Genomic DNA, 25,104 nt, shown 5'->3' with positions numbered 1-25,104 from the left:
GAAGCTCCCGGCATGGACTACGCCATCGAAGCCGAAGGACTGCGCAAGCGCTTCGGAGACACGCAGGCGCTCGACGGGGTGGACCTCGCCGCGCGCCGGGGGACGGTGCTCGGCGTGCTCGGCCCGAACGGGGCCGGCAAGACGACCGCCGTCCGGATCCTCGCCACCCTCATCCAGGCCGACGCGGGCAGCGCGCGCATCAACGGGATCGACGTCGCGCGCGAGCCGGCCAAGGTCCGCGAGACGATCGGCCTGACCGGCCAGTACGCGTCCGTGGACGAGCTGCTCACCGGCGAGCAGAACCTGACGATGATCGGGCAGCTGCTCAACCTGTCCGGCAAGCGGGCCAAGGCCCGCGCGCACGAGCTGCTCGAGTGGTTCGACCTCACGGACGCGGCCAAGCGCCCCGCCAAGACGTACTCGGGCGGCATGCGGCGCCGGCTCGACCTCGCGGCGTCCCTCGTCGGGCGCCCGTCCGTGATCTTCCTCGACGAGCCGACGACCGGGCTGGACCCGAGCAAGCGCGAGGACATGTGGGGCGTCGTGCGCTCGCTCGTCCACGACGGGTCGACCGTCCTGCTCACCACGCAGTATCTGGAGGAGGCCGACGCGCTCGCGGACGAGATCACCGTCATCAACCACGGCAGCGTCATCGCTCACGACACGCCGAGCGGGCTCAAGCGCGTCGTCGGGGGGCAGCGGCTCACGGTCCGCCCCGTGGATCCGGACCGCCTCGACGAGACCGCCACGATCATCGGCGATCTCGCCGGGACCCGCGCCGAGCACACCGGCCGCGGCGTGGTCAGCGTCCCCGTCGCCGGCGACGAGGTGCTCGGCGACGCGATCTACCGGCTCAACGAGGCGAACATCGCCGTCACTGAGCTGTCCCTGCACCTGCCGAGCCTCGACGAGGTCTTCTTCACCCTCACGGGCCGCACCGAGAACCCCCAGGAGGTGCTCGCATGAGCGCGCTCGCTCTCCCGCGGCACAGCCTCGTGCTGGCCAAGCGCAACCTGATCGGCGTCACCCGCAACCCGGAGGCGCTGCTGGACGTCACGTTCCAGCCGGTCATCTTCCTCGCGCTGTTCACCTACATCTTCGGCGGCGCGCTCGCCGGCGGCTCCCAGCAGGACTACCTGCAGTTCCTGCTCCCGGGCGTGCTCGCGCAGATGGTCGCATTCGCGTCCGTGTCGATCGGCGTGAACCTCAACACCGACATCGAGAAGGGCGTCTTCGACCGCTTCCGCAGCCTCCCCATCTCCCGCGCCGCACCGCTGGTCGGCGCCGTGTTCGCCGACATCGTCCGCTACGTGCTGATGTGCGCCGTGACGATCGGGTTCGGCTACGCGATCGGCTTCCGCGCCGAGACGAGCCCGCTCGAGGTGCTCGCCGCGGCCGGCATCGTGATCGCGTTCGCGCTGTGCCTGAGCTGGGCGTCCGTCTTCATCGGCACCATCGCGCGCACGCCGGGCGCGGTGCAGGGGATCGTGCTGCTGACGATGTTCCCGCTGACGTTCGGCACCAGCACGTTCGTCCCGACCAGCACGATGCCGGACTGGCTGCAGACGTTCACCGACGTGAACCCGCTCACGCACCTGATCGGCGTGCTGCGCGCGCTGATGCTGGGCGACCCGATGGGCAACCACCTGCTCTGGACGCTGGTGTCGATGGCGGTGCTGCTGGTGGTCTTCGTCCCGCTCGCGCTACGGAGCTATGGGCGCCGCGCGTGAGCCGGCCGCCTCGAGCGCCGCGAGCGCGTCCGCGCGTGTGACCGGCGGCGCGATCCCGACGTCCAGCCGGGTGATCTCCGGGTTGGTGGGATCCTCGGCGCCGCGGATCGCCGTCGCCGCCGCCAGCAACTCGGCCGCCGCCACGCGCTCGCCGCGCGCGGCGGCCACCGTCGCGCCCGCCACGGCGACGGCGGCGAGCATCGGCATGTCCTTGGTGCCGGCGCCCGCCGCGTAGGCAGCGGCGAAGTGGCGGTCGGCGGCTTCGAAGTCGCCGCGCTCGGCCGCGACCGACGCGCTGATGGAGTGCAGGAGCGCGTGCCCGTGCTGCGCCTGCGGCATCGTCAGCGGCGCCCGGCCGAGCCGCTCCAGCGCGTCCTCGAGCACCGCGGCCGCCGCGTCGATGTCACCCGCCAGCCACTCGATCCGCGCCTCCATGGACTGGATGAACGCCAGGTCGTCGCGGCCGACGTCCCGCCGCTCGCGGGCGCGCGTGATGTGGAAGCGCGCGCCGTCAAGGTCGCCGCGACGGGTGCGGATGTCGGCGATCCGGATGTCCAGCATGCCCGTGATGGCGTCCGGGCTGAGCGCCGAGAGCGCTTCGCGCACCTCCTCGAGGACCGCCTCGGCGCCCTCGAGGTCGGCGATCAGGATCAAGCGGCCGGACTCGAAGAACAGCGCCATGCCGAGCGCCCAGCGGTCGCCGAGCGCCTCCAGCTGCTCACGCGCCGCGGTCAGCTGCTCGCCCATCAGCGCGATGTCGCCCTCGTTCTCGGCCCGGACCGAGAGGAACAGCCGCACGGTCGCCCGCACCCACGGGTCGGGATGCGCGAGGGCCGCCGCCTCACAGGCGCGCTCCTCGGGCGCGGCGAACATCTCGAGCATCACCTTGGCGAGCGCGACGAGCGGCCGCCGCCGATCGTCGAGCGGCAGCGCCCGCTCGTGCAGCGCCTTCAGGGTCGCCTCGGCCCCCGGTTGGTCGGGGTGATCCTCGAGCGCGGCGATGGCGAGCATCCCTTCGAGGATCGCCCGGTCCTCGGGATCGGCGTCACCGGGCACCGCGGCCGCGAAGCGCGTCCACGTCAGCGCCTCCTGCTGGCTGCCGGACAGCACCCACACCCACAGCAGATCGACGGCCAGCGCGACCGCGGCGCGCGCGTCGGGCAGCTCGCCGAAGTGCCGGAGCGCCGTGAGCACGTGCTCGCGCTCAGCATCCACGAGCGCGAACCAGCGCGCCTGCTCGGGCCCGCGCAGTCGCGGCTCGGCCTCCGCCACCAGCTTGGCGAAGTAGCGCGCGTGCGCGCCGCGCGTCGATTCCAGCTCGCCCGCCGCCTCGAGCTTCTCGAGCCCGTACTCGCGGATCGTCTCCAGCATCCGGTAGCGCGTGGGCTCGGAGTCGGGCACGACCTGAACCAGGGACCGCTCGGCCAGCGCGGCCAGCCCGTCGAACGCGTCCGCGCCGTAGACCGCGCTCGCCGAGGCGACCGTCGCGCCCGCGGTGAACAGTGCGATCCGGCGCGCGAGCACCCGCTCGGGGTCGTCGAGCAGCTCCCAGCTCCAGTCGACCACCGCGCGCAGCGTGCGGTGACGCGGAAGGGCGGTGCGCGAGCCACCCGTGAGCACGCGGAAGCGATCGTCCAGCCGCTCCGCCAGCTCGCCGGCGGTCAAGGTCCGCAGCCGCGCCGCGGCCAGCTCGAGCGCGAGCGGCAGCCCGTCGAGCCGGCGGCAGATCTCGCGGCCCGCCTCATCGATCACGTAGCCGGGCCGCGCGGCGGCCGCGCGGTCGGCGAACAGCGTGACCGCGGGCGACTCGGCCAATGGCGGCACCGGCACCAGCGCCTCGCCGTCGATCGCCAGCGCCTCGCGGCTCGTGGCCACCACCTTCAGCCGCGGGCAGCTCGCCAGCAGCCGGTCGGCGAGGTCGGCCGCGCCCGCGATCACGTGCTCGCAGTTGTCGAGCACGACGATCGTCTCGCGCTCGGCGAGCACGTCGAGCAGGCGCGGCAGCGAGTCCCGTGGCGCCATGCCCGGCAGGACCGCCTCGCGCAGCCCGAGCGCGCCGACGACCGCGCCCACGATCTCGGACTCGTCGGTGATCGGCGCGAGCTCGACCATCCAGACGCCGTCGGCGACGTCGTCGACGTGGCGCGCGACCGCCTCGCGCGCGAGGCGCGTCTTGCCCGCCCCGCCCGGGCCGAGCAGGGTGATCAGCCGCGCACGGTCGAGCAGCTCATCGATCCGCTCGAGCTCGGCCTCGCGCCCTACGAAGCTCGTCACGGGCGCGGGCAGGTTGGTCCGCCGCGTCTTGCGCTCCCCCTGCACCACGGCCAGGTGCGCCTGCTGGAGCTCCGGCGACGGCGCGACGCCGAGCTCGTCGTCCAGCCGCCGGCGCGTGCGCTCGTAGACGGCGAGCGCGTCGGCCTGGCGCCCGGCCGCGAACAGCGCGCCGATCAGCCGCGCCGCGAGCCGCTCGTGCAGCGGGTGCTCGGCGTGCAGCGCCTCCAGCGTCGGCAGGTCGCCCGTCGCGATCAGCGCCGCGACGCGCTGCTCCTCCAGCCGCTCGGCGGCCAGCTGCGCGAAGCGGTACCCGCGCAGGTCCGCGAGGGCGGGCCCGCGCCACAGCTCGAGCGCGCCTTCGCGCTCGAACTCCTGCACGTCGGTCTGCGCCTCCAGCCGGTACCCGCCCGGCGCGGGCGCCACGAGCGCCGCGTCGCCGAGCGCCCGCCGCAGCCGCGAGACGAGCGACTGCAGCGCGTGCACGTGATCGGCGGGCAACTCGTCCTCCCACACCGCCTCCACGAGCGCGCCGGTGGTCACGGGCCGCCCCGCGTCGAGGGCGAGGCGCGCGAGCAGCGCGCGCAGCCGCCCGCCGCCGACCGCGACCGCTTCACCCTCGTGCTCGATCTCGAGCGGTCCGAGCAGCCCTACGCGCATGGCCCGTACTGTCGCAGGAGGCGAACCGCCGGGTCGTGGCGGATCGCCGCCACTCAGTCGGCTGGCTGGCTCCACGGACCGCGGGGCCGCCGTTCGGGAGGCTTCCGGACGTCAAGCAACCCCCTCCCCGGAGCCTCCCAATGAACCCGCGTCGCCCCCTCACCGCTCTGCTCGTGTCCGCCCTGATCGCCGGCGGCACCCTGTTCGTCGTCGACAAGCGCAACGACGAGGCCGAGCGCACCGTCAACGACATCCAGCAGCGCGCGCTCGAGTACCAGCGCGACGTCACCAAGGCCATGACCGAGAACGTGCCCCCGGCCGACGCCGACGCCGCGCAGGCCCAGCGCGAGGCCGCCGAGATCGCCGCAGAGGCGCAGGCCGACGCCGACGAACTGATCGAGGAGACCAACGAGGCGATCGAGGACGCGATCGACTGATCACTCGGGAGACGGGACGACGACCGCGACCGGCGCGCCCGGCCGGCCGCCCGCCGTGTTGCGGTAGGCCGGGACGCCCACGCACGTGAACAGCGTCGCCGCGAGCGGCGCGCCGATCGTCGCCTCGAACTCGCCGTCCAGGAACGTCATGCCGCTCGCGCCGAGCCCGTGCGCGTACGCCGCCAGGTGCAGCCGGCCCTCGACGATCCCCGCCTCCAGCTGCGCTTCGCGGTAGCCGCGGTCGTCGAGCGCGGCCAGGTCCATGGCACCCATGACCACGAACGCCGCCGTGCGGCCGAGCGGCTGGTCCCAGCACAGGCGGTAGAGCTCGTCGCGCAGGTTCCCGGTGCGCAGCGGCTCGGGCCAGCGGTAGAGGCCCGGCGCGACGTCGTCCACGCCGTGGACGGCGACGAAGTGCGGGTGGCGGACCCCGTCGAGCGCGCCCAGGAGCGTCTCGAAGACGGTGCGCGGGATCGTCGCCGTCTCGTCCATCAGCCGCGTCGACCCGCGCTTGAGGATCACGTCGTCCGCCACCGGTTCCGCGCGCAGCGGCCAGGGCTCGCCCAGCGCGTCCGTGTCGCCCGCCCGCTGGGCGGCGGTGATCAGCGGGAGCTCGAGCGGCGCGGCGTCCACGGCCCCGGTGGCCGCCTCCCCGCCCGGCTCGATCGCGGGCTCGCCGTCGTCGAGCGCGACGACCGCGAGCGGGAACTCGTGCACGCCGTCCGCGCCCACCAACCGCGTGACCGGCTCGTCGGGGAAGCGCGTGAACAGCCGCGCCCCCGGCGCGAGCGCGAGCACGTGCGACAGCATCGTGCCGGCGTCCCAGTAGAGGTGGCGGAAGCCGCGCTCGGCGTAGCGCCAGGCGGTGCGCCACGGGACGCCGGTGACGATCAGCGTCGTCGCCTCGCCGCCCGCCGGCGGCGCGATACGCACGAGCGCGTGCTGCTCGGGGTCGTACCAGTGCACGCCGTCGAGCGCGGACACGTAGAGCTCGAGCGGGAAGCGGCCGCCCGCCGAGCCCGCCGCCCGGAACAAGACGTTCGGCCGGCCGGGCCGCTGCGTCGTACGCACGACGCCGGAGGACAGGTAGAGCACGCGGCCGAGGCCTTCCAGCTCGCGCGGCAGCGGGACGCGCGGGAGGTCGTACCGCTTGTACGGATACGGCCAGCGCGCGAAGTCGTTGGTGACCAGGTCCTGCAGGACGAGCGGGTGGTCGGCGGGTGTGGCCGGGAAGTCGTCGCCGGCCTTGTAGGCGCTCAGCGCGTGATAGAGCCGTGCGGCGTCCCCTGTCATGCGGGAATAGTGGCGCACCGCGTAACGTCCTGCCGGACATGAGCACACGCGTAACGGACCTGCTGTTCGGAGCCGGGCTCAAGCACGAGCCCGTCGCGAAGCGTGTGCGCGCGGACGGCGTCGTCGACACCACGCGCGCCGTGCTGGTGTGGGAGCCGCGCCGCGTCACGCCGCTGTACGCCGTCCCGGCCGAGGACCTCATCGTGCCCGTGGCGCCGGGCGGCGAGACGCTGCCCGCGCCCGACGGCGTCCTGCATCCGGGCATCCCGTTCGCCGCGCACACGGCGCCGGGCGAGCCGCTCACCGTGGGCGAGCACGCGGGCGCCGGCTTCCGGCTCGCCGACCCCGACCTCGACGGCTACGTCCTGCTCGACTTCCACCCGTTCGAGTGGCTGGAGGAGGACGAGCCGATCCGCGGCCACCCGCGCGACCCGTTCTCGCGCATCGACGTGCGGGTCACGTCGCGGCTGGTGCGCATCGAGCGCGACGGCCGGCTGCTGGCTGAGTCCACGCGCGCGCGGCTGCTGTTCGAGACCGGCATCCACACGCGCTTCTACCTCCCGCGCGAGGACGTGCTCGTGCCGCTGGAGCCGAGCGACACGCGTTCCTACTGCCCGTACAAGGGCGAGGCGAGCTACTGGTCGGCGGGCGGACACCGGGACATCGCCTGGAGCTACGAGGACCCGCTGCCGGACCTCAGGCAGATCACGGGGCTGGTCGCGTTCTGGGACGAGCGCGTGGACGTGGTGTTCGACGGGCAGCGCCGCGGCCGGGCGCAGGGCGAGATCGCCGACGCGATGCGCGACGAGTTCGGCGCCTAGAAGGTCTAGAGCAGCTTCGCCCGCAGCGACGCGGCGAGGCTCTCGGCCTGCTCGGGGGTGAGCAGGGCGGACAGCTCGAGCGTCACGACGCCGTGGCCCGCCGCCCACAGCTCCATCGCCAGGGCCTCGCCGTCACCCTCCGGGCCGAGGTGGCGCTGCGCGCCCTCCGCGAGCATCGCGAACGTGCCCGCGCACTCGGCGGCGTCCTGCTCGTCGAGCGGCGCCTCCATGAACATCACGCGGTACAGGTCGGGCTGCTCGCGCGCGAACGCGGCGTAGGCGCGGCACAGCGGCTCGATCTCCGTTCCGGCGGCGGTGAGCGCCTCGGCGAGCGCGGCGTAGCCGGTGCGGCGCACCTCGCGCTTGAGTTCGTCCATCCCGCCGAAGTGCGTGTAGACGGCCATCGTCGACGTGCCCGCGTCGCTCGTCACCCGGCGCAGGGTGAGCGCGTTCGAGCCGTCCTGCGCGAGCAGCCGCGCGGCGGTCGCGATCAGGACGGAACGGACGGCGGGGTCGGCCTTGCGAGGGGACACGACGCGAAGCATAGCAATGCTATATCGTTGCTATGAAATGAGCGTAGAACTCATCAACCCTCCCGGGCGCCCCGTGTCGCCCTTCTACCACCACGTCAGCGTCGCCTCCGGCACGCGCACGATCCACGTCGCCGGCCAGACGGGCTCCGACGAGAACGCGCAGCTCGTGCCCGGCGGGCTCGCCGCGCAGGCGGAGCGGGCGTTGCGCAACGTCGTGATCGCGCTCGAGGGAGCCGGCTTCGGCCCCGAGCATCTCGCCGCGCTGACGATCTACGTCGCGGGCTGGCGGCCCGAGCTGCTCGAGGAGCTGGGCGCCGGGCTCGCGGCCGCGGGTGACCTCCCGCGCGTGCCGGCGACGCTGATCGGCGTGGACGCGCTGTTCGAGCCGGATCACCTGGTGGAGATCCAGGCCGTCGCGGTCGCCTGAGCGACACCCGAGTGCGCCGTGAGCAGGGCTGGTCCGTACCCCATGCATGCGAATTCTGCTCACGGGAGCGAGCTCCGGGGTCGGCCTGGCCACGGTCGAGCGGCTGGCCCGCTCCGGGGCTTCGCTCGCCCTCGTCGCCCGCGGTGAGGTAGCGCTCGAGGAGGCCGCGGAGCGCGCGCGCCGGCTCGGCGCCGTCGCGCACGCGCTGCCCGCCGACCTGTCCGACCGCCAGGCCGCGGACGCCGTCGTCGCGGAGGCGATCGATCGCCTCGGCGGCCTCGACGTGGTCATCTCCAACGCCGGCGCGGTCGTCTTCGGCCACTTCCTCGAGGTCGACCCCGACGACTTCGACCGCACGGTCGACGTCACGTTCGGCGGCGCCGTCAACCTCGTCCGTGCCGCCCTGCCCGAGCTGCGCGCCACGTGCGGGACGATCGTCGCCGTCTCGTCGATGATGGCGCGCCTCCCGCTGCCCGCGTTCTCCAGCTACACCGCGTCCAAGCACGCCCTGCGCGGCTTCCTCAACACGCTCGCCGTGGAGGAGCGCGAGCAGCAGACGGGCGTCCGGATCACGATGGTCGACCCGGGCCCGCTGGACACGCCGATCTACGGCCGCGCGACGAGCGCGACCGGGCGCAGCCCCGCGCGGCTGTTCGACGCCTACCACCCGGACGAGATCGCCAAGGCCGTGGAGCGCGCGCTCGCGCACCCGGGCCGCCGCGAGCGCGTCGTCGGCGGCGAGTCCAAGCTGATGACCGCGCTGTACGAGACCGTGCGCCCGGCCGGAGAGCTCGCGCTCGTGTTCGTCGACCGCTGGTACCGGATCGGTGGCGAGCCCGCCGACAGGCCGGGCAGCCTCTACACGGGCAACGACCGCGCGCGGATCGGCGACGGCCATCCGGCGCGCCGCAGCGGCGACGTGATCGCGTTCACGAAGAACATGCTGCGCGCCGGCAAGCGCGCGGTGTCGCTCGGGCCGGCACTCCTGCGTCCGGTGCCCGAAGAGCGCCGATGAGTCTGCGGCGCACCCCCGAGTCCTGCGGGACGGTGCCCGTTGGCCTCGCGCCGATGGCAGTTCCTTCTCGGACTGGCCGCGCGACCAGGAGCGCACGGTCCGCCGCCGCAGCCGCCGCGAATCGGGTAGATCCCGTGCATGCCCCCGCTCGTGCACCTGCTCGGCACCGGCCGCGCCGTTGACAACCGGCCCGGCGGCGTGCGCGCCGTCAAGCGCCGGCTCGCCCGTCCGGTCACCAACCGCGTGGTGAACCCGCTCGTGCGCCCGCTGGTGGAGCGCGGGCTGCTCGATCCCGGCTGGGCGCTGCTCGAGACGCGCGGGCGGCGCTCCGGCAAGCCGCGCGTGGTGCCGGTCGGCAACGGCCTGCGCGACGGCGTGTTCTGGATCATCACCGAGCACGGCTACCACGCCGACTATGTCCGCAACATCCTGGCTGAGCCGCGCGTGCGCGTGAAGGTGGGCGGGCGCTGGCGCGACGGGCGCGCGCTCGTCCTGCCCGAGGAGGACCCCTACGCGCGGATGCGTGCGCTCAAGCGGCCGATCAACGACTCGCTGCTCCTGACCGTCGGCACCGAGCAACTGGTCGTGCGCGTGGACCTCGACGACTAGAACTCGTCGGTCCGGTTGCCGTCATACTGGTGCGGGTGCCTCGTCGTCTCGCCGTGCCCGCGATCGCGCTCGCGCTCGCGCTCTTCGGCGGCGGAACCGCGCGGGCCCAGGACCGCACCGACGTCTTCGCCGCGAGCCTCAAGCAGTCGCCGGTGTTCGTCAGCGACTCCGTCACGCGCCGGGTGAGCGACGCGGACCGGGCGGCGCTCCTGCGCGAGGTCGAACGGATGCCGTTCCCGACCTACGTGGTCGTTGCCCCGTACCTCAGCGAGTCGCTGACCGGTAGCGAGCAGCTCGCGCTGCTGCGCGACCAGCTCGGCGAGGACGGGCTGTACGTCTACAGCGACGACCGGGGCAACACGCTCGAGCTGGCCGCGTTCGGCGTGCAGCTGCCGATCAGCGACCACGACATCACGATGGCGGCCTACTGGGACCACGACCGCGACGATCCGGCGCTCGAGAAGCTGCGGTACGCGCTCGCGCTCGCGCGGGGGGAGCCGCGGATGCCGAAGTCCCAGCGGGCGCGGATCTCGCCGTCGGAGGGCGGGCCGATGCCGACCTTCGGCGAGGCCGAGGAGGAGGACGAGGAGGACTCCAGCCTCGCGCTGCCCGCGCTGGGCGTGTTCCTGCTCGGCGGCGCGCTCTCGGTGACCGGGCTCGAGCGGTTGCGCCGGCGCCGCAAGCAGCGCCCAGGGCTGCGCGCGAACGCGCACCCGGAGATCAACACGCGCGAGCGGGCGCTCAATCAGCACGCACGGCTGGCGCGGGAGATCGCGCGCCGGCGCGATCCCTCCGAGCGTGCGCTGGAGCTGGAGGCCGCGGCCTCGATGGCGCTCGACCGGCGCTCGCCGATCGACGACCTCGGCGCGCTCGTGCTCGCTCAGCGCGGGCGCGAGGCGCTCAAGGGCGCCGAGCGTCAGCGGTGCTTCTTCGACCCGCGTCACAAGGGCCGGGCGACGCCGACGCGTTGGCAGTCCTCGCGCGCGACGATCGACGTGCCCGCGTGCAGCCGGTGCGCGGCCGACATCGCCAAGGGCGAGGTGCCCGAGTCGGTCTGGGACGGCGAGCGCCCGTACTGGAAGCGCGACACCGTGTGGGCGCGCACGGGCTTCGGTGCGCTGCGGGAGGACATGCGCCGCGCGCTGGCGGAGGACCGATCGTGAAGGTGGCGGTGGGGATGCTGCTCGCGATGCTGGTGCTGGCCGCGCCGGCGCGCGCCGAGGACCGCCTGGACCGCGCTGCCGAAGGGCTGAACGCGTCCCCGCTCTACGTGCACCCCGAGGTGGGGTTCCTGCTCAGCGAGCGCGACCGGGAGCTGATCGTCAGCCATCTGCGCGCGGCGAACGTGCCGTTCGACGTCAAGGTCGTCGCGATGCCGTTGCTGGAGGCCGACGAGAGCGGCGGCGAGCCCGACCGCCTGCTGTGGGCGATCGACGACCGGCTGTTCAAGGCGCCGCGCCTGCTGATCGCGGTCGACCAGCGCGGCAACTTCACGCTGGTCAAAGCGCGGCTGGAGCGCGACATCGATGTCCCGTTCGAGATCGAGTACGGGCCGTCGGGCGAGGCGTCGCTGACGACGATCGTCCCGCGCCTGCGCGCCGTGTTCCAGCTCGCGGCCCGCGCCGACGACGGCTTCTCCTACCAGCGCGACCGTCCCACCGAACCGCTCGACCCGTTGCCCGAGGACCGGCCCGATGACTACTACGAGTCCGACGACGACGCCCCGGCGTGGGCGACCCTGGTCGGTGCCGGCTTCGGTGGCCTGTTCGCGGGCCTCGTGGGCTGGTGCCTGTTCGTCTTCCTGCGGTGGTTGACCGTTGGCTAGGTTCCTCGCACTCGTGGTCGCGCTCGTCGCGCTGCTCCCGGCCGGCGCGAGCGCCCAGGACGTCGGCGCCGCCGCCGCGGGCCTGGCTCGCAGCCCGCTGTACGTGGACCCGTCGCTGCGCTCGGCGATCACCGAGCAGGAGCGCACCCAGCTGGAGTCCCGGCTGGCCGAGCAGCGCCCGCCGGTGCTCGTCGCGCTCGTCCCGGTCGTGCCGGGGGACGCGGTGAACGGCAAGCCGCGCGCGCTGCTCACCGTGCTGCGCCGGCGCACGGGCCAGCGGGACGCGATCCTCGTGACGGTCAAGGACGGCTCGCTCACCGCCGACCTGCCCGACGACGAGGACGAGCAGCTGTACGCGGCGTCGAGCTACACGAACCTCGTCGAGCACGACTACGGCGAGCGGATCGCGACGACCCTGAACCGCTACCTCGACGCGCTCGCCGATCCGGACATCGTCGCCAAGGCCGAGCAGGCCCGCGAGGACCTCGACGACCGGCTGGACGACACCCCGTCGCGCCCGTCCGTCCCGGCGGCGGGTGCCGCCGGCGCGGACGGCGGCTTCCCGACCGCGCTCGTCGTGGTGATCGGCGTTGCGCTGCTGTCCGCGGCCTCGCTGCTGGTGGTGCGCGGCCGCCGCGGCGCCCGCCCGGCGCCCGACGGCCCGCTCTTCCTCCCGGACCACGTCTTCGAGGCGGCCCACGGCTCCCGCCGCCGCGAGCTGCGGCGCACCGTCGAGAACGAGCTCGTCGAGCTGGTCGGCGAGCTCGACGCCCAGCCCGTCCCGGACCTCCCCGCCGCGCAGGAGCACTACCAGCGCGCGCTCGACGCCCGCGACGCCGCCCGCCGCATCACCGAGGACCCGGACGCCTCCGACGCGGACCTGGTCGGCGCGCTCGTACTCGAGGACGTCGCCCGCCAGGCGCTCGCCGACGCGCTCGGCCGCGGGACGAAGGTGCGCGCGCTGTGCGCGTTGAACCCGCTGCACGGGCGCAGCGCGGGCAGCGGGCGCTGGGGCTCGAGCCCGAAGCTGCCGCTGTGCCAGGCATGTCTGGCCGACGTGCGCGCGAAGCGCGCGCCGGAGGTGCTCGACGACGGTGGGCGGCCGTACCTGGAGCGGGACACGGTGTGGGCGCGGACGGCGTTCGGGGCGCTCGTCTCGAACCTGCCGGCCGAGGTCGTGCGGGATCGGGTAGAGCGCTGACGGCGTAGCGCGGGCCCATTCGCCCGGGGTCGTCGACGTTTGTTTCGTTATCCGAAACTTCCGTCGACCACCGTTCACGCGCTCACGAGCCGCAGCCGCGCCTCAGCCGCCCCCACCACCACACGCTGGCCCCACGTGACCGCGAGGTGGTCGTCCTCGATGCCGTCTCCGAACACGACGCCGTCGATCTCGCTCGTCACGCACAACTCGCGCCCGGGCCCCAGCAGCCCGGCCGTCAGCGACGCTCCCGTCGACGGGCTCGCCCACGCCTCGCGCACGAACCACGCCAACTCGGAGGCCGTCGGCGTTGGGAGCGGGAGCCGTCCCTGGTTGATCGACTGCGCCCACCCGGTCGCGCCCGTCCCGGTCGCGACGATCACGCCCGAGGAGGACTGGCGCTCGCTCACCTCGCCGACGGTCAGCGCGTAGCGGGCGGACTGGTGGGTGCGGTGCCCGACGAAGACCTCGTTCAGCGCCCGCAGCTCCTGGCCGTCGTCCAGCGCGGCCCGGACCATCGTCCGTTCCTGCACGCCGGCCCGGCCCGCGACGAGGTCGGCGCACAGGTCGGCCATCGCCTCCGGGCGGTTGCGCACGAGCACGCCGGCGATCCGCTCCGGCTCCGGGTTCAAGCCGATGACGGGCTGGCCGTCCAGGTACTTGGCGACGTTCGCGACCAGGCCGTCCTGGCCGAGGACGACGACGATGTCGTCGGTGGCGAACAGGAAGCGGTCGAGGTCGGCGCGTTCGACGGTGGCGCTGCGCCAGGACACGGGGATCGCGCCGATCACGCGCGCGCGGGTCTCCTCGTAGCGCAGGTGGCGCTCCTCGACGTCCGCGAGATCCAGGCCGCGCTGGGCGAGGAAGAAGCGCGCCTGCTCGCGCGTGCCGTGACGCGCGAGCAGCTCGCGGAACTCGGTCGGGCGCTCGACCAGGACGCAGCGGGGGAGCAGGGTCATCGGCTTCCCAGCCGCGCCAGCACGGGCGTGAGCATGTCGGGCGTGACGGTGAGGTGCTCGACCTTGCCGAGGTTCTCGGCCAGCTCGCGCAGCGCCAGCGCGAGCAGCACGTCGGCGGGCATCGCGGCGTCGATCCGCGCCCGCTCGGCGTCCACGCGCAGCTGCGCGCTCTGGACCTCGTCGATCGTTGCCGCCTTGCGGGCCGCGGCCAGCGCCTGACGCTCGTCGGCGCCCTGCGCTTCGACCATCGCCGCCGCGGCCTGCTCCTGCGCTCGCTTGCGCGCGTTCGCGCCCTCACGGCCGACGAGCTCCTCCTCGCGGCGGGCGAGCTCGATCCGGTTGTGCAGCTCGTTCTCGGCGATCGCCCGCTCGCTCTCGACCGCGAGCGCGCGGCGCTGGAACGTGGCCTGGTCGGCGCTCTGCTGGATCGCCTCGCGGGTCGGCTGCTGGAGCGCCTTCTCCATCTCGGCGGTCGGCGCGACCGACGCGACGCGCACGGCGACGACCTCGATCCCGAGGTCCGCCAGCGCCGGCTCGGCCGCGAGGCCGGCGGCGATGTGCGCGCGGATCGGCGCGACGCCGTCCGCCAGGATCTGGCGCACGTCGCGCTTGACGAGCTCGTCGATGACGAACTGCTGGGCGAGCTGCATCACGAGGCCGGCGAGCTGCTCGAGCGGCGTCTGCGTCCAGCGCCCGCTCTCGAGGTCGACCGCGAAGTCGATCCGGCGCGCCACGCGCTGCGGGTCCACGACGCGGTAGCCGACGACGCCCTGCACCGTCAACGCCTGGAAGTCGGCGGAGCGTACGTGGAACAGGAACGGGAGCTCGCGGTCGTCGATCGGCACCTCCGCGATCGCGGTGTTGATCGCGCGGAACCAGAACGCCTGACCGGGCCCTTCGGTCCGCAGGCGGCCGTTCTTGTAGGCGAGGACGTGGCTCGTGGGTTCGGCGCGGAGGTGCCGGAGGAAGGGGTAGCGCTTGATCTCAGCCATGATCGTCTTTCTGGTCTGCTTGACCTAAAAGACGGTAGCACCGTTTTGGTCGGTGTGACTCTAACTTCGCGCCCGCCGCGAGGGCGATCGTCGAGCGCGGTCAGCGCCTGCCCGGCTGCCACGCGCGATAGGCCGCGTCCGCGCGGCGCATCGCGTCCAGCGCCGCCGCGCAACTCGCGCACCCCGCGCCGTGATCGGGCGCGGGCAGCACCTCGCTGTCGATCATGCCCGCCAGCCGGGGCAGCTGCGCTCGGCACGGCTCCGGCACCGGCGGGGCTTCGGCCAGCCGCAGCCGTGCAGAGGCGGCCAGCTCGCCCACGTCCGCGCGGGTGATGCCCAGCAGCTCCGCGATGCCGTCATAGCCGAACCCGCTCTCGGCCAGCAGCGCGAGCACCTCGCGCTCGGGTCCGGGCAGGGCGGCGTTGGCGGTGTGCACGGCGGCGATCATCCCACCCTCAAGACGGCGTTCAGGCGCCAACCCTTACGCCTCACCCCAGGGTGCCCTGGGGTCCCTGGGTTCAAAGATGAGGACGGGCGCCTCATGAGCGCGCGGCGCGCCGCCGGGAGTATCTCGCCCCGTGATGACCGATCGCACGGAAGCCCAGCCCCTCACCCACGAGACGCTCGCTCGCCTCTACGCCCTCCACGGCGACCGCGTGTTCGGCTACTGCGTCCGCATGCTCGGCTGCGAGCACGACGCCGCCGACGCGCTGCAGGACACGTTCGCCAACCTCGCCCGCCGGGGCGTGGACCCGCACTGCGACGACGCCCGCTTGCGCTTCTACGTGTTCGCGGCCGCCCGCAACGCGTGCTTCGACCTGCAGCGCCGCCGGCGCGGCGACGCCTCGCTCGACGCGCTGCGTGAGGCCGGGGCGGTGCCGGAGCCGGTCGAGCCGCGCGCGCAGCCCGAGCAGGCCGTGATCGACGCCGCCACCCGCGACGCCGTCTACCGCGCGCTCGCCACGGTGTCCGAGCGCCAGCGCACGGCCTGGGTCCTGCGCGAGATCGGCGACCTGACCTACGACGAGGTCGCGCATCACCTCGGCATGAACGCGAACTCTGTCGCCCAGCTGCTGCACCGCACGCGCCGGACGCTCCGCGGCGCCGTCGCCGCCTAGCCCGCGAGGGCGTCCGGCAGCGCGCGGCGCGAGCGCACACCGAGCTTGCGGTAGACGCTGCCGAGGTGCATCTCGACCGTCTTCTGGGTCACGAACAGCGCCTGGGCGATGTCGCGGTTGGTCATCCCGTCGGCGGCCATCCGGGCGACACGGGCCTCCGCGGGCGTCAGCGCCCCCGCGGCGGCCGGCGCGTCGCGCACCGGCTCGGGCGTCACGCCGGCCCGCGCGGCCAGCGCGGCCGCCCCGCAGCGGATCGCGAGCGCGTGCCCGGCCGTGAGCCGCTTTCGGGCCTGCGCGTCCGCGCCCACGGCCACCAGCAGCAGCCCGTGGTCGATCAACGCGCGCGCGTGCTCGAGCGCGCCGAGCGAGCGTTCCAGCACGGCGACCGCCTCGGCCAGGAGCGCGATGCCCTGCTCGCGCTCGGCCACCAGCCCCGCGGCCCGCAGCGCGATCCCGAGCGCGCGCGGCGCGCCGAACGCCCTCGCCAGGTCCACCTCCTCGAACGCGAGTTCCCGCGCCGCGGCCACGTCGCCCAGCTCGTACGCGACGAGCGCGGCGGTCGAGCGCCAGGGCGTGACCGCCGGGTTGCGGGCACCCCACTCGAGCTCGCGGCGGCCGGTCGCGAGCAGCTCCTGGTAGGCCGCCTCGAGCTCGCCGCGGTGCACGCGCAGGCACGCGTGCGCGTGCATGGCGTGGCTGTACGGGAGCGTATCGGCGGCCGCCTCGCGCACGAAGCGCTCCACCAGCGCCTCCAGCTCGGCGTCCACGGTGCCCTGGTCGAGCGCGGTGTAGACGAGCGTGCCGAGCGCTGCCGACAGGAAGCCCTGGGACCCGTGTACGTCCGCGGCCAACTCCAGCGCCGCCGACGCGTCGGCGAGCGCGTCCGTGAGCCGTCCGCGCCGGTAGGCGACGAGCGAGCGCAGGCTGGACGCCGTCGCGAAGGCGATCCCCGATCCGCGCCGCCGCGCGTCCTCGAGCGCACCCGAGTACAGGCGATCCGCGTCGTCGTAGCGCTCGGCGAACATCAGCGCGATCACGCCGGACACGAACGCGTGTCCGCCCGCGGTGGGGTCGGTTGCCAAGCCATGGGCGAGCCCGCGCGTGGCGAGGTCGGCGACCTCGTCGGCGGGCCGGCCGGCGGCGAACGCGTCGAACGCCATCCCGGTGAGCCGGAAGCGGTCGAAGTCGGTGGCCGGCACCGCCGGCGGCTCGGGCAGCGCCGCCAGCCGCTGCGCGAGCAGCCTGCGTGCCGCGATCGAGATGTACGCGGACCCGAACAGCTCGATCTCGAGCTGCTCGCGCAGCTCCGGATCGTCCAGCCCTTCCAGTGCTTGCTCGACCACCGCCACCGCCCGCACCGACTCGCCCGCGAACTTGAGCACGGGCGCCAGCTCGAGCGCCGCCCGCGCCGCCAGCCGCGCGTCCGACGTCTCCGCGATGACCCGCTCCAGGTGCGCGATCGCCTCCGGGTCGCCGGCGCGCGCCTCCGCCCGGCCGAGCTCGAGCAGCACCTCGCCCCGTGCGGACGGCGGCTCCGCGAGCGCGCGCCGCAGGTGCGTGACCGCGCCGCGCGGGTCGCCCAGCCCGAGCGCGCGCGCCGCTGCCGCCCGCAGCCGCTCCACCGCCCACGGATCGCCGGCGGGCTGCGCGGCGAGCAGCTGCGCGCCGATCGCCTCGTCGGCGTCGCCGGCCGCCTCGAGCACGCGGGCTGCCCGCCAGTGCAGCGCGGAGCGGTCCGCGATGCTCTCGTACACGGCGGCGCGCACGATCGGGTGCACGAACGCCAGGCCTTCGCCCTCGACCACGACCTCCGCGGCGAGCAGCGTGCGCAGCGCCGGCACGGCCTCCTCGCCCAGCTGCGCGAGCTGCGCCGCGGTGCGCAGCGACGCGCCGTCACCGAGCACCGCGAGCGCCCGCGCCAGCGCGCTCGCCGCGGCCGGCATGCGCGCGATCCGCGCCAGCACCACGGTCGCGACGCCCTGCGGGCCGAGCGCCTCCACCCGCTCGGCCGCGGCCGCCGTCGGCTCGATCCCGAGCGCGGTCACCTCCCGCGCCAGCTCGCTCAGCAGCAGCGGGTTGCCCTGCGTCGCGCTGCTGCACGCGCGCACGAACGCCGCGTCCGCCTCGGTCCCGATCCGCGCGGCGAGCAGCCGGCCGACGGCTTCGCTGCTGAGCGGGCGCGGGCGCAGCACCTCAACGGCGGGATCGGCGACGAGCTGGGTGAGCGCGGGCGGCGTCACGTCGCTGATCGGCCGGGTCGCGACGAGCAGCCCGACGGGCGTCCCCTCCACCCGCCGGGCGAGGAAGCCGAGGAACTGCAGCGACGGCTCGTCCGCCCACTGCGCGTCGTCGACGCTGATCACCAGCGGGCCGTCGTCGCACAGGTTCGCGGTCAGCCAGTAGAGGCCGTGCAGCCGCTGGTAGGGGTCGGCGGTCGCCCCCTCGGCCGCGGGCTCGAACATCGGCCCCGCCAGCGCGGCGGCACCCGCGAGCCAGCGCGCGCGCTCCTCGCCCGCGGCCCCGAACAGCAACGGCTCGAACACCTGTCGCACCACCCCGAACGGGAACCCGGACTCGAGCTCGGAGCCGCGCGCGTGCAGCACGCGCAGACCGGCTTCACGCGCGGCCGCCCCGGCGCCCCGCAGCAGGCTCGTCTTGCCCAAGCCGCCCGCCGCCTCGAGGATCACGAGGGCACCGGACCCGCGCGCGACCCGCGCGACGGCCTCCGCGAGCGCTGCCTCCTCCGCACCCCGCTCCAGTAGCACCAGAGTCCGCATTATGATCGCGACGGTGATCGAGCGAGATCAACAGCGCGCGCGCGTCGCCGCCGCGCTCGACCGGGCGCTCGACCGCAACGGCTCGCTGGTGCTGATCGAAGGCCCCGCGGGCATCGGCCGCTCCACCGAGTTGGAGGCCGCCCGCCGCGCCGCTCGCGAGCGCGGGATGACCGTGCTCGCCGCGCGTGCCAGCGAGCTCGAGCAGGCGTTCGCGTTCGGCGTGATCCGCCAGCTGTTCGAACGCGAGCTGCTGAGCGCGTCCGCGGACCGCCGCGCCGCGTTGCTCAGCGACGCCGCCGTGCTCGCCGCGCCCGCGCTCGGCCTCGACGGCAAGGCCCCGGCGGTCGTCGACGCCCCGTTCTCGGTCCTGCACGGCCTGCACTGGCTCGCCGCCGGCTTCGAGCCGGTCCTGCTCGCGGTCGACGACGCGCACCTCGCGGACCCCGCCAGCCTGCGCGCGCTGCTGTACCTCGCCACGCGGCTCGAGGGACAGGCGATCGCGATCGTCGTCACCGTGCGCTCCGGCGAGCGCGCACCGCTGCTGGACGAGCTGACCGTCGCCGCCGACACCGTCGTGCCGCTGCCGCCGCTCTCCACCGAGGGCATCGCGGCGTTCCTCGGCGCGCCCGAGCTCGTCGCCGCCGCCGAGCGCGCCACCGGCGGCATCCCGTTCCTGCTGGAGGAGTTCGCCCGCGCGCCCGCGGAGACCTCGCGCACGCTGATGGCCTCCGTCCTGCTGCGGCTCGCCCGCCTGCCCGCCGCCGCGACGGCCGTGGCCCGCGCCGTGGCCGTGCTCGACGGCCACGCCGAGCTCCGGCACGTCGCCGCGCTGGCCCAGGTCCCGGACGCCCCGGCCGCGGTGGAGGCGCTGGTGGAGGCGGGGTTCCTCAAGCCCGGCCGGCCGCTCGGCTTCGCCCAGACGATGGTGCGCGGCGCCGTCCGCGAGCAGATGACGCACGCCGAGCGGGCCGACCTGCACGCCCGTGCGGCGACGCTGCTGCGCGCGGCGGGTCTGCGCCCCGAGCTCGTCGCGCCGCATCTGCTGGCGACCGAGCCGGCCGGGGACGCCGAGGTCGTGCGCCTGCTGCGCGCCGCCGCCACGCGCGCGCTGCACCAGGGCGCGCCGGAGACCGCGCGCGAGTACCTGCGTCGCGCGTTGCGCGAGCCGCCGGAGCCGGGCACGGTGGGCGAGATCCTGAGCGCGCTCGGCGAGGCGGAGTGGTGCTGCGGCGAGGACCTCGAGGCGGCCACCGAGCACCTGCGCGAGGCGCTCGCGCGCACGCCCGACCCCAAGCGGCGGCCGGCCCGCGCGCTCGCGCTGCACCAGGCGATCTTCGTCTCGGGCCGGCTCGTCGAGGCCTACGAGCTGCTCGAACGCGAGATCGAGCTCGCCCGCGGCGCCGCGGACCCCGAGGACGTATGGCGGATGGAGGCGGCGCTGAGCTCGATCGGCCTGCTCAACCCCGCGACGGTCGGCCGCGCCAACGGCCGCCTGGCCCGCTTCGAGCAGCTCGAGGGCGCGACGCCCGGCGAGGGCCTGCAGCTCGCGAACGTCGCCTGCTGGAAGTGGGCGGCGGGAACCGCGGCCGAGACGGTCGAGCACGGCCGCCGCGCACTGGCCGACGCGCGCGCACAGGCCGCGGACGCGCTCGACTCGATCCCCATCTACGAGGCGCTGTGGGTGCTCACGTACGCCGACGCGCACGAGCTCGCCCTGGAGGTGCTCGAGGACACACTGGCCGACGCGCGCGCCCGTGGCTCCGTGTTCGGCGTCTCCACCTCGTGCGCGCTGCGCGCGCTGATCGCGTGGCAGCGCGGGGACGTCACCGCCGCCGAGCAGGAGGCCCGCACCGCCGCGGTGCTACCGGGCCTGTCCGCGTTCGTGCGCCCGCCGCTGTTCGGCACGCTCGCGCTGGCGCTGGTCGCCCGCGGGGACCTCGAAGGTGCCGAGCGGGCGATCGCCGAGAGCGGCTGCGGCCCTTCGCTGCCCGAGTTCGTGTGCCTGAACCCCGCCTTCTACGCCCGCGGGGTGCTGCGCGCCGCGCAGGGTCGCTACGACGAGGCGCTGGCCGACTTCACCGAGTTCGGCGAGCGCTCCGCCCGCATCCGCCTGCGCAACCCGGGCGACCCGTGGCGGCTGGGCGCGGCCGACTGCCTGCGCCAGCGCGGCGCGCACGCCGAGGCGTCCCGGCTCGTGGACGAGCAGCTGGAGCTCGCGCGCCGTTGGGGTACCGCGTCGGCGCTCGGCGTCGCGCTCCACGCACACGCGCTCGCGCACGGCAGCACGCCGGACGCGCTGCGCGCCGCCGCCGACGTGCTGGCGGACTCGCCCGCGCGGCTCGAGCACGCGCGCTGCCTCGTCGACCTCGGGGGCGCGCTGCGGCGGACGAACCAGCGCGCCGCCGCCCGCGAGCCGCTGCGGGAAGGGCTCGAGCTGGCGCGCCGCTGCGGCGCCGACGCGCTGGTGCGGCGCGCCCACGACGAGCTCGTGGTCGCCGGCGGGCGTCCGCGCCGGCTGATGTTCAGCGGCCCCGAGGCGCTCACGCCGAGCGAGCGGCGCGTCGCCGAGCTGGCGGCGAGCGGGCACAGCAATCGCGAGATCGCGCAGCTGCTGTTCGTGACCACCAAGACGGTCGACAACCACCTCGCCCGCGCCTACTCCAAGCTCGGGATCTCCTCGCGCGGCGAGCTCGCCGGGGCGCTGCAGAGCGCGGTCGAAGAACTCGCGTAAGGCCGCGCGGACCGGGCGCGTCTTAGGGAGCAGCAACAGCCACTCCTCCCCAAAGGCTCTCCCCATGTTCAAGACGCTCCGCCCCTCCCCCGCCATGGTCGTCGCCGTCACCGCGCTCGTCGCGTCGTTCGGCGGCACGTCCTACGCCGCGGCCACGCTGGCCAAGAACAGCGTCAGCTCGACCCAGATCCGCAACAGCGGCGTCAAGTCGGCCGACCTCGCATCGAACGCCGTGACCAGCGCCAAGGTCAAGAACGGCACGCTGCTCGCGGCCGACTTCAAGGCCGGCCAGCTGCCCGCGGGCCCCGCCGGGCCCGCCGGCCCCGAGGGCAAGACCGGCCCCGCCGGCGCGGTCGGCCCGGCCGGCCCCGAGGGCAAGACCGGCCCCGCCGGCCCGCAGGGCCCGATCGGCCCGAGCAACGCGTTCATCGCCGAGAAGGCGACGCACAACGTCGGCATCCCCGCCGCCTCGCACACCGTCCTCACCGAGACGCTGGCGGCCGGCGACTACACGTTCATGGCGTCCGCCGGCATCGAGAACACGAGCGGCTCCGACGGCGAGTTCACGTGCGCGATCCTCGAGCCGGTCGGCGACTTGACCGCCACGCTCGGCGAGGTCGTCGTGTCCCTCGCCGACAACCAGAAGGCGGCCATCAGCGTGGTCGGCGCCACGCACACCGACGGCGCGACGATCGAGCTCAACTGCGACTCCACCGACGGCGGCCAGTTCGCCACCGTCACCGAGCCGCGCCTGATCACCACGCGGGTCGGCAAGGTCGACTAGCGCCCGCCCGCCCGGGCGGTTACGGTCCCGGTGTTCTTCCCATGAACACCGGGATCCAGGTCAACCTGCTCGGGCCACTGGAGGTCGTGGCCGGGGATCGCCGTGTCGAGTTCGAGGGTCCCAAGCAGCGGCGGCTGTTCGTCGCGCTCGCCCTGCGGGCGCCGGAGCCGGTGAACGTCGACGCGCTCGTGGACACCGTCTGGGGCGACCAGCCGCCGGAGGGCCGCGACCAGGCGCTTCAGAAGCAGGTGTCCCGCCTGCGGGCGCGGCTGGGCGAAGCGCTGCCCGTGCGCCGCAAAGGCCCTGGGTACGCGCTCGAGATCGACCGCGACGCGATCGACAGCCGCCGCTTCGAGGCGCTCAGCGGCCAGGGCGAGTTCGCCGCGGGGCTGGCGTTGTGGCGCGGCGACGCGCTCGCCGACCATCGCTTCGACGACTTCGCGCAGGGCGAGATCGAGCGGCTCGAGGAGCTCCGGCTCGAGGCCACCGAGGAGCACCTGGCGGCCGAGCTCGAGCGCGGGCAGGCCGGTGAGAAGGTGGCCGAGCTACGCGCACTCGTGGCCGAGCACCCGCTGCGCGAGCGGCTGCGCGGGCGGTTGATGCTCGCGCTCTACCGCACGGGCCGCCAGGCCGAGGCACTCGAGGTCATGCGCGAGGGCCGGCGGCGGCTCGTCGACGAGCTGGGCCTGGAGCCCGGGCCCGAGCTGCGCCGGCTGGAGGCGATGATCCTCGCCCACGACCCCGGGCTCGACGCCGAGACGCCGGCCAACGTGCTCGCCGCCCCGCTGCCCGCGCCGGCCAACGCGACGATCGGGCGCGAGGGCGAGCTGGCGGAGATCGCCGCGCTCCTCACCGGGCCGAATGTTCGCCTGCTGACACTCGTCGGCGCCGGCGGCGTCGGAAAGACGCGGCTCGCGGTCGAAGCCGCGCGGGCCGTCAGCGGGCGCTTCCCGGGCGGCATCGGCTACGTCGATCTCGCGGGCGTCGACGCACGCCTCGTCCCCGCCGTCGCGGGCGCGCTCGGGCTGGCGGCCGAGACGCCGGCCGAGCTCGGCGACGAGCTCGCCCGCACGACCTCCGGCGCGAAGACGCTGCTCGTGCTCGACGGCTTCGAGCACTTCCTGCGCGACGCCGGGCAGGTCGCGCCGCTGCTCACCATCGTCGGCCACCTCACCGTGCTGGTCACGAGCCGCGCGCCGCTGCGGTTGACCGTCGAGCATGCCTACCGCGTCGAGCCGCTCGCGGTCTCCAACGCCGCCGCGCTGTTCAAGGCGCGCGTGGCCGCCTCCCGCCGCGGCTGGTCCGTGGACCACGACGAGGCGGTCGTGACCCGGATCTGCGAGCGCCTCGACGGGCTCCCGCTCGCGATCGAGCTCGCCGCCGACCGCGCGCGGCTGCTGTCACTGCCCGCGCTGCTGGAGCGGCTCGAGCACCGGCTCGAGCTGCTGAGCTGCGGTCCGCGCGACCTGCCCGACCGGCAGCGCTCCCTGCGCGCGACGCTCGAGTGGTCCTGGGAGGTGCTCGATCCCCCGCACCGCACGCTGCTTTCGCAGCTGAGCGTGTTCGAGGGCGGCGCGTCGCTGGAGGCGGTGCTCGCCGTCTGCGACGCGGGCGCGCCCGCCGAGGCGTTGCTGGCGGGCATCATGGACCGCACGTCGCTCGTGATCGTCGACGCCGGCGAGGACGCGCAGCCGCGGATCGCGATGCTCGACTCCGTGCGCGAGTTCGCCGCCTCGCAGGCGGAAGACCTCGAGCCGCTGGTGCGCCGCCACGCGACCTTCTTCCTCACCTACGCCGAACGCGCGGCGCTGGAGGCGGCGCGCACCGACCGGCGCGTGTGGCTGGCCCGCCTCGCGCGCGAGCGCGGGAACCTGCGGCTCGCGTTCGAGCGCTCGCTGCGGGCCGGCGCGTCCGAGTACGCGCTGCGGATCGCGATCGCGTTCGCCCGGACGCTGCCGTGGGACGCGCACGCGCACGAGGTCCGCACCTGGCTCAAGCAGGCGCTCGCGGCCTACGACCCCGGGCCGAGCGTGCGACGCGCGGCCGCGCTGTACTGGGACGGGCAGCTCGCGATCTCCCAGGGACGGTTCGCCGAGGCCGAGGCGCCGCTCGAGCAGGCGCTCACCGTCGCCCAGGACCTCGGCGACGCGGCCCTGGTCGCGCGCGTGCTGACCGCGCTCGGGCGCCGCGCCGCGCTCACGCGCTCCCCCGCGGCGGCCCGGCTGTGCGACACGGCGGTCGCGATCGCGCGCGGCCTGCGCGACCCGGGCCTGCTCGCCGACGCGCTGCTGGCGCTGGCGGGCGCGTGCGAGCGCGCCGAGGACTGGGAGCGCGCGATCGCCATGGCCGACGAGGCGTACACGCTCTACCGCCGGGTGCGCGACCTGTACGGCGTCGCGACCGCGCTCGGCGAGCAGGGCTTCTACGACCTCGTGCACGGGCGGATGGAGCGCGCGGAGCAGCGGCTGGGCGAGGCTGTCGAGCTGCGCCGCCGGCTCGGCGACGACCGCTGCCTGGTGGAGCCGCTGCTCGACAACGCCTGGCTGGACCTCGTCCGCGGCAGCGGCGAGGCGGCCCGGCGCGGCTTCGAGGACTGCCTCGCGCTGGCTCGCCACGTCGGCGACCAGTTCAACGCCGCCGAGGCGCTGGCCGGGCTCTCCGCCCAGGCGGCGCTGGATGGCCGGCACATCGACGCCGCGCGGCTGGCCGGCACGTCCGCCGAGCTGCACGAGAAGATCGGCGCGCCGGCGTGGGCCTCAGTGGCCGCGATCCACGAGCGGGCCTTGTCGAACGCGCGCCTCGCGCTCGGTGAAGCGGCGTACAGCGCGCTCGAGGCCGAGGGCCGCCGCGTGCGGCCGAGCCACGCGACCGGGCGCTTCCGGCGCGTGGCGACGACGGTAGAACTCGCGCGTTAGCGGCGCCGG

21 protein-coding genes are annotated in these 25,104 nt (G+C 74.9%); 14 read left to right on the top strand and 7 right to left on the bottom strand.

Going from position 1 to position 25,104, the window contains the following annotated elements; translation table 11 throughout:
• The first annotated feature begins 12 nt into the window (after positions 1-12).
• Both OJ962_RS06270 and OJ962_RS06265 read left to right on the top strand, forming a co-directional pair.
• Complete coding sequence (locus tag OJ962_RS06270; RefSeq protein WP_202956256.1) at positions 13-966, top strand: ATP-binding cassette domain-containing protein; 954 nt, start codon at positions 13-15, stop codon at positions 964-966.
• Positions 963-1,730 carry an ABC transporter permease gene (locus tag OJ962_RS06265; protein ID WP_202956255.1) on the top strand — a complete coding sequence of 256 codons (768 nt, stop codon included), beginning with the start codon at positions 963-965 and terminating at the stop codon, positions 1,728-1,730. The genes OJ962_RS06270 and OJ962_RS06265 overlap by 4 nt, the downstream gene beginning before the upstream one ends.
• Here OJ962_RS06265 and OJ962_RS06260 read toward each other — a convergent pair.
• Entirely contained in the window at positions 1,704-4,661 is a 2,958-nt protein-coding gene (locus OJ962_RS06260) for a BTAD domain-containing putative transcriptional regulator (protein WP_202956254.1), read from the bottom strand. The two genes, OJ962_RS06265 and OJ962_RS06260, sit on opposite strands and share 27 nt — an antisense overlap.
• Positions 4,662-4,834: 173 nt before the next feature.
• On the opposite strand from OJ962_RS06260, the gene OJ962_RS06255 reads away from it, so the two are divergent.
• Positions 4,835-5,098 (top strand): hypothetical protein, encoded by a 264-nt coding sequence (locus tag OJ962_RS06255; RefSeq protein ID WP_270006239.1) that lies wholly within the window; start codon positions 4,835-4,837, stop codon positions 5,096-5,098.
• Here the strand turns inward: OJ962_RS06255 and OJ962_RS06250 are convergent, their stop codons facing one another.
• Entirely contained in the window at positions 5,099-6,391 is a 1,293-nt protein-coding gene (locus tag OJ962_RS06250; RefSeq protein ID WP_202956252.1) for a nitroreductase family protein, read from the bottom strand.
• A gap of 38 nt (positions 6,392-6,429) precedes the next feature.
• Here OJ962_RS06250 and OJ962_RS06245 point away from each other — a divergent pair, with 38 nt between their 5' ends.
• Positions 6,430-7,212, top strand: a complete 783-nt coding sequence (locus tag OJ962_RS06245; RefSeq protein WP_202956251.1) for a DUF427 domain-containing protein — start codon at positions 6,430-6,432, stop codon at positions 7,210-7,212.
• A 5-nt stretch (positions 7,213-7,217) separates the two neighbouring features.
• On the opposite strand, the gene OJ962_RS06240 is transcribed toward OJ962_RS06245, so the two are convergent.
• Positions 7,218-7,745 carry a TetR/AcrR family transcriptional regulator gene (locus OJ962_RS06240; protein WP_202956250.1) on the bottom strand — a complete coding sequence of 176 codons (528 nt, stop codon included), beginning with the start codon at positions 7,743-7,745 and terminating at the stop codon, positions 7,218-7,220.
• A 37-nt stretch (positions 7,746-7,782) separates the two neighbouring features.
• Here OJ962_RS06240 and OJ962_RS06235 point away from each other — a divergent pair, with 37 nt between their 5' ends.
• The 6 genes from OJ962_RS06235 to OJ962_RS06210 all read left to right on the top strand — a co-directional run bounded on the left by OJ962_RS06235 (position 7,783) and on the right by OJ962_RS06210 (position 12,822).
• Positions 7,783-8,172, top strand: a complete 390-nt coding sequence (locus OJ962_RS06235; RefSeq protein ID WP_202956249.1) for a RidA family protein — start codon at positions 7,783-7,785, stop codon at positions 8,170-8,172.
• 46 nt (positions 8,173-8,218) lie between these two features.
• Positions 8,219-9,187 carry an SDR family NAD(P)-dependent oxidoreductase gene (locus tag OJ962_RS06230; protein WP_202956248.1) on the top strand — a complete coding sequence of 323 codons (969 nt, stop codon included), beginning with the start codon at positions 8,219-8,221 and terminating at the stop codon, positions 9,185-9,187.
• Positions 9,188-9,325: 138 nt separating this feature from the next.
• Positions 9,326-9,796, top strand: coding sequence for a nitroreductase/quinone reductase family protein (locus OJ962_RS06225; RefSeq protein ID WP_202956247.1), 471 nt, complete (start codon positions 9,326-9,328; stop codon positions 9,794-9,796).
• A gap of 35 nt (positions 9,797-9,831) precedes the next feature.
• Positions 9,832-10,959, top strand: a complete 1,128-nt coding sequence (locus OJ962_RS06220) for a hypothetical protein (protein WP_202956246.1) — start codon at positions 9,832-9,834, stop codon at positions 10,957-10,959.
• Positions 10,956-11,621, top strand: a complete 666-nt coding sequence (locus OJ962_RS06215; RefSeq protein WP_202956245.1) for a hypothetical protein — start codon at positions 10,956-10,958, stop codon at positions 11,619-11,621. The genes OJ962_RS06220 and OJ962_RS06215 overlap by 4 nt, the downstream gene beginning before the upstream one ends.
• Positions 11,614-12,822 (top strand): hypothetical protein, encoded by a 1,209-nt coding sequence (locus tag OJ962_RS06210; RefSeq protein ID WP_202956244.1) that lies wholly within the window; start codon positions 11,614-11,616, stop codon positions 12,820-12,822. Before OJ962_RS06215 ends, OJ962_RS06210 begins: the two co-directional genes overlap by 8 nt.
• 74 nt (positions 12,823-12,896) lie before the next feature.
• Here the strand turns inward: OJ962_RS06210 and OJ962_RS06205 are convergent, their stop codons facing one another.
• The 3 genes from OJ962_RS06205 to OJ962_RS06195 form a co-directional block, all read right to left on the bottom strand.
• The gene (locus tag OJ962_RS06205) at positions 12,897-13,778 is read right to left on the bottom strand and encodes a diacylglycerol kinase catalytic domain-containing protein (protein ID WP_202956243.1); all 882 of its coding nucleotides are present in this window, start codon (positions 13,776-13,778) and stop codon (positions 12,897-12,899) included.
• Positions 13,775-14,770, bottom strand: coding sequence for an SPFH domain-containing protein (locus OJ962_RS06200; RefSeq protein WP_202956242.1), 996 nt, complete (start codon positions 14,768-14,770; stop codon positions 13,775-13,777). Before OJ962_RS06200 ends, OJ962_RS06205 begins: the two co-directional genes overlap by 4 nt.
• A 100-nt stretch (positions 14,771-14,870) precedes the next feature.
• Complete coding sequence (locus OJ962_RS06195; protein WP_202956241.1) at positions 14,871-15,218, bottom strand: hypothetical protein; 348 nt, start codon at positions 15,216-15,218, stop codon at positions 14,871-14,873.
• Positions 15,219-15,351: 133 nt separating this feature from the next.
• Between OJ962_RS06195 and OJ962_RS06190 the strand changes: the two genes are divergently transcribed.
• The gene (locus OJ962_RS06190; protein ID WP_202956240.1) at positions 15,352-15,888 is read left to right on the top strand and encodes an RNA polymerase sigma factor; all 537 of its coding nucleotides are present in this window, start codon (positions 15,352-15,354) and stop codon (positions 15,886-15,888) included.
• On the opposite strand, the gene OJ962_RS06185 is transcribed toward OJ962_RS06190, so the two are convergent.
• Positions 15,885-18,665 (bottom strand): AAA family ATPase, encoded by a 2,781-nt coding sequence (locus OJ962_RS06185; RefSeq protein ID WP_202956239.1) that lies wholly within the window; start codon positions 18,663-18,665, stop codon positions 15,885-15,887. The genes OJ962_RS06190 and OJ962_RS06185 overlap by 4 nt on opposite strands.
• 1 nt (position 18,666) lies before the next feature.
• Between OJ962_RS06185 and OJ962_RS06180 the strand changes: the two genes are divergently transcribed.
• The 3 genes from OJ962_RS06180 to OJ962_RS06170 all read left to right on the top strand — a co-directional run bounded on the left by OJ962_RS06180 (position 18,667) and on the right by OJ962_RS06170 (position 25,095).
• A complete protein-coding gene (locus OJ962_RS06180) occupies positions 18,667-21,396 on the top strand; it encodes an ATP-binding protein (RefSeq protein ID WP_202956238.1) in 2,730 nt (909 codons plus the stop codon).
• Positions 21,397-21,460: 64 nt separating this feature from the next.
• Positions 21,461-22,180 (top strand): collagen-like protein, encoded by a 720-nt coding sequence (locus tag OJ962_RS06175; protein WP_202956237.1) that lies wholly within the window; start codon positions 21,461-21,463, stop codon positions 22,178-22,180.
• A gap of 41 nt (positions 22,181-22,221) precedes the next feature.
• Entirely contained in the window at positions 22,222-25,095 is a 2,874-nt protein-coding gene (locus OJ962_RS06170; RefSeq protein WP_202956236.1) for a BTAD domain-containing putative transcriptional regulator, read from the top strand.
• Positions 25,096-25,104 lie beyond the last annotated feature (9 nt).

It is taken from the genome of Solirubrobacter deserti, assembly GCF_027587175.1.
GTDB classification, from domain to species: Bacteria; Actinomycetota; Thermoleophilia; order Solirubrobacterales; family Solirubrobacteraceae; genus Solirubrobacter; species Solirubrobacter deserti.
Note: the sequence above shows the minus strand (reverse complement) of the source record. Positions and strands in the feature narration are given on the sequence as shown.

What these genes read in the sequence shown, in the direction of transcription:
- OJ962_RS06260 (WP_202956254.1), bottom strand. Translation starts at nt 4,661, where the DNA reads ATGCGCGTAGGGCTGCTCGGACCGCTCGAGATCGAGCACGAGGGTGAA.
- OJ962_RS06245 (WP_202956251.1), top strand. Translation starts at nt 6,430, where the DNA reads ATGAGCACACGCGTAACGGACCTGCTGTTCGGAGCCGGGCTCAAGCAC.
- OJ962_RS06195 (WP_202956241.1), bottom strand. Translation starts at nt 15,218, where the DNA reads ATGATCGCCGCCGTGCACACCGCCAACGCCGCCCTGCCCGGACCCGAG.
- OJ962_RS06190 (WP_202956240.1), top strand. Translation starts at nt 15,352, where the DNA reads ATGACCGATCGCACGGAAGCCCAGCCCCTCACCCACGAGACGCTCGCT.
- OJ962_RS06225 (WP_202956247.1), top strand. Translation starts at nt 9,326, where the DNA reads ATGCCCCCGCTCGTGCACCTGCTCGGCACCGGCCGCGCCGTTGACAAC.
- OJ962_RS06175 (WP_202956237.1), top strand. Translation starts at nt 21,461, where the DNA reads ATGTTCAAGACGCTCCGCCCCTCCCCCGCCATGGTCGTCGCCGTCACC.
- OJ962_RS06180 (WP_202956238.1), top strand. Translation starts at nt 18,667, where the DNA reads ATGATCGCGACGGTGATCGAGCGAGATCAACAGCGCGCGCGCGTCGCC.
- OJ962_RS06250 (WP_202956252.1), bottom strand. Translation starts at nt 6,391, where the DNA reads ATGACAGGGGACGCCGCACGGCTCTATCACGCGCTGAGCGCCTACAAG.
- OJ962_RS06185 (WP_202956239.1), bottom strand. Translation starts at nt 18,665, where the DNA reads ATGCGGACTCTGGTGCTACTGGAGCGGGGTGCGGAGGAGGCAGCGCTC.
- OJ962_RS06230 (WP_202956248.1), top strand. Translation starts at nt 8,219, where the DNA reads ATGCGAATTCTGCTCACGGGAGCGAGCTCCGGGGTCGGCCTGGCCACG.
- OJ962_RS06265 (WP_202956255.1), top strand. Translation starts at nt 963, where the DNA reads ATGAGCGCGCTCGCTCTCCCGCGGCACAGCCTCGTGCTGGCCAAGCGC.
- OJ962_RS06270 (WP_202956256.1), top strand. Translation starts at nt 13, where the DNA reads ATGGACTACGCCATCGAAGCCGAAGGACTGCGCAAGCGCTTCGGAGAC.
- OJ962_RS06235 (WP_202956249.1), top strand. Translation starts at nt 7,783, where the DNA reads ATGAGCGTAGAACTCATCAACCCTCCCGGGCGCCCCGTGTCGCCCTTC.
- OJ962_RS06205 (WP_202956243.1), bottom strand. Translation starts at nt 13,778, where the DNA reads ATGACCCTGCTCCCCCGCTGCGTCCTGGTCGAGCGCCCGACCGAGTTC.
- OJ962_RS06170 (WP_202956236.1), top strand. Translation starts at nt 22,222, where the DNA reads ATGAACACCGGGATCCAGGTCAACCTGCTCGGGCCACTGGAGGTCGTG.
- OJ962_RS06200 (WP_202956242.1), bottom strand. Translation starts at nt 14,770, where the DNA reads ATGGCTGAGATCAAGCGCTACCCCTTCCTCCGGCACCTCCGCGCCGAA.